The organism is Skermanella sp. (genome assembly GCF_059503625.1).
On sequence record NZ_JCACHA010000301.1, the window covers coordinates 1 to 2,932 of the forward strand.

4 protein-coding genes are annotated in these 2,932 nt (G+C 64.4%); 3 read left to right on the forward strand and 1 reads right to left on the reverse strand.

The genetic code is table 11. The features are described 5' to 3' along the window. The 3 genes from AC5JJ6_RS06900 to AC5JJ6_RS06910 form a co-directional block, all read left to right on the forward strand. Positions 1-726: lytic transglycosylase domain-containing protein (locus AC5JJ6_RS06900; protein WP_496041324.1), on the forward strand; the 726-nt coding region annotated here is incomplete at its 5' end. Next, the gene (locus tag AC5JJ6_RS06905; protein WP_496041325.1) at positions 726-1,475 is read left to right on the forward strand and encodes a haloacid dehalogenase type II; all 750 of its coding nucleotides are present in this window, start codon (positions 726-728) and stop codon (positions 1,473-1,475) included. The genes AC5JJ6_RS06900 and AC5JJ6_RS06905, both read left to right, overlap by 1 nt. Positions 1,476-1,503: 28 nt before the next feature. Next, positions 1,504-2,493, forward strand: coding sequence for a threonine ammonia-lyase (locus tag AC5JJ6_RS06910; protein WP_496041326.1), 990 nt, complete (start codon positions 1,504-1,506; stop codon positions 2,491-2,493). A 65-nt stretch (positions 2,494-2,558) separates the two neighbouring features. Here the strand turns inward: AC5JJ6_RS06910 and AC5JJ6_RS06915 are convergent, their stop codons facing one another. Beyond that, the gene (locus tag AC5JJ6_RS06915; RefSeq protein WP_496041327.1) at positions 2,559-2,750 is read right to left on the reverse strand and encodes a hypothetical protein; all 192 of its coding nucleotides are present in this window, start codon (positions 2,748-2,750) and stop codon (positions 2,559-2,561) included. Positions 2,751-2,932: the final 182 nt, after the last annotated feature.

Sequence of the window (2,932 nt, forward strand, 5' to 3'; positions counted from 1 at the left end):
GCCTTCAATGCGGGGGAGTTGCCGCGACTCGCCCGCATGCTGAACCTGATCGACCCCGTAGCCGACCGCGAAGGCATCTTCGTCCGCCGAATGGGATCGAACGCGAAGACGGCGCAGGACTATGCCCTGGTGACGCGGCTTGCCCAGGACATCGTCCGGCCGGATCTGGCGGTCGCCGTCGCCAAGCAAGCGGTCCAGGAAGGCGTCACCCTGATCAATGCAGGCTATCCGGTGGTGAGCATGCCCGATCTGGGATGGCTGGAACCGGCGCTGGTCCACTCCCTCATCAGGCAGGAAAGCACGTTCAACGAGAATGCCGTCAGCCCTGCGGGCGCCCGTGGGCTGATGCAGCTGATGCCGGCGACGGCCAAACAGGTCGCCGGCCAGCTCGGGATGCAGCACACCAACAGCCGCCTGACGTCCGACCCGACCTACAACATAGCTCTGGGCAGCGCCTATTTGCGGGAGCTTATCGACCGCTTCAACGGCTCCTACGTCCTCGCCATCGCCGCGTACAATGCCGGTCCCGGCCGTGTCAGGGAGTGGCTTCAGACCAACGGGGATCCCCGGGCCGAGGGTGTCGACGTCGTCGACTGGATCGAGTTGATTCCGATCTACGAGACGCGCAATTATGTCCAGCGGGTGATGGAAGCCGTCCATATCTATCGTGCCCGCATGGACGGGGGCCATGCCAAGCTTCTGCTGGAGGACGATCTGAGACGCTGATGGAACAGGCGGGGATGGAACAGGCGGGAATGGAACAGGCGGGAATGGAACAGGCGGCCGGGTCACTTGCGGGCATCGAGGCATGCGTCTTCGATGCTTACGGGACCCTGCTCGACGTCCGGTCGGCAACCGCCCGCCTGTCGCGGGAACTGGAAGGCAAGGCGGAGCAGATAGGCGCCCTGTGGCGTCAGCGGCAGCTCGAGTACACATGGCTGCGCAGCCTGATGCACCGGCACCGGGACTTCTGGGGAGTGACCCGCGATGCCCTGGACCATGCATTCGGTGCCATCGGTTTGCCGGAAGACGAAGGCCTGAAGGCCCGGCTGATGGACGCCTACCTGTCGCTGGATGCTTATCCGGACGTGGCGCCGGCACTGATGCAGCTTCGCACCGACGGGATCCGGACCGCCATCCTGTCCAACGGCACTCCCGACATGCTGAAGGCCGGCGTCGGCAGCGCGGGGATCGGCGGCAGCCTGGATGCCGTGCTCTCCGTCGAAGAAGTCGGCATTTACAAACCGGATCCATCGGTCTACCAGCTTGCCTGCGACCGGCTGGGTGTCGCACGCGATGGGATCTGCTTCGTTTCCTCTAACGGATGGGACGTGGCCGGCGCGGCAACGTTCGGCTTCAAGACGGTGTGGCTGAACCGATTCGGGCTGGAGCGCGACCGTCTGCCGGGCGAGCCATGCATCGTCCTGGAAGGGCTCGAGGAGTTGCCGGGGCTGATCGCATCCGCCGCCCGCTGACGTTTCTCCGTTTCTCATGGTAGCCGACATGATTTCCACCACCTTGCCGACCTTTGCCGACGTCGAGGCCGCCGCCGTCCGTCTGGCAGGCCGAGCCGTCCTGACGCCGCTCCTGGAGTCGCCCTTGCTGAACGACCGCCTGGGCGGCCGGTTGCTGGTGAAGGCGGAAGTGCTTCAGCGCACCGGCAGCTTCAAGTTCCGGGGAGCCTTCAACCGCATGAGCCTGATTCCGGAAGCCGAGAGGCCCCGTGGCGTCGTGGCTTTCTCTTCCGGCAACCATGCGCAGGGGGTAGCCGCCGCGGCGCGGCTGCTGGGTCTTTCGGCAACCATCGTGATGCCGTCGGACGCTCCGGCGATCAAGGTCGCCAATACCCGCGAGTGGGGCGCGAGGGTCGTTCTGTACGACAGGTGGAAGGAGGACCGGGAGGCTATCGGCGCGGGGATCTCGGCTGAAACCGGCGCCACCCTGGTACGGCCTTACGACGACCCGTATATCATGGCGGGACAGGGAACCATCGGGCTGGAACTGATCGAGCAGGCAAAGGCGGCAAGTGCCGGCCTGGACGCGGTGCTGGCGCCTTGCGGCGGCGGCGGCATGATCGGCGGAATAGCGCTGGCGGTCGCGGCGCGGAGCCCGAGCACCAAGGTCTATGCGGTCGAGCCGGCAGGGTTCGACGATACGGCGCGGTCGCTCGCCGCCGGAGAGCGGCTGAGCAATGCCGCCGGAGCGTCATCCTTCTGCGATGCGTTGCTGGCGCCGATGCCGGGCGAACTGACCTTTGCGGTCAACTCGGCCCATCTGTCGGGCGGCTTCGCGGTCACCGATGCCGAAGTGGCGGCTGCCATGGCAATCGCCCGCGATCATTTCAAACTGGTCGTCGAGCCGGGAGGAGCCGTGGCGCTCGCGGCTGTTCTGTCGGCCAAGATGGAACTTGGCGGCAGGACCATCGCGGTCGTGTGCTCCGGCGGCAACGTCGATCCGGAAGTATATGCTCAGGCTCTGGCCAGCGTACGATAGCTGGACGAGTGGGAAGGTATCGGGCTGCGGATGCCCCGATACCTTCATGACCTCAAGGTTTTCCGTCAGTCGGCCGCGTCCAGCTTTGCAGAGTCTCGCGACATCATCCACTCGGTGACGAGAGGCGTCATCAGTCCGGTCTTGCCGCATTTGGGACATTCGCTTGCCAGCGCCGGCCGGTGCTGGACGAATTGGCCACCCCGATCACAGCCGCATTCCATCAGATAGCCGCTTTGGCGACGTTCGACGATTTTCATGTGCGCTCCCTCCATTCCCGGCAATAACGGATGAGATGGATATTCTGCACCGCTTCCCGGATGGCTAAACCGTCAGAACACATGCTTCCAAACCTAATCGTGCTCACGTCCTCACGCTCATCGGTCCATTATTTAACGGAATTTTATCACTTGCCAAATGTGTCGGTGTCATGGACGAGACG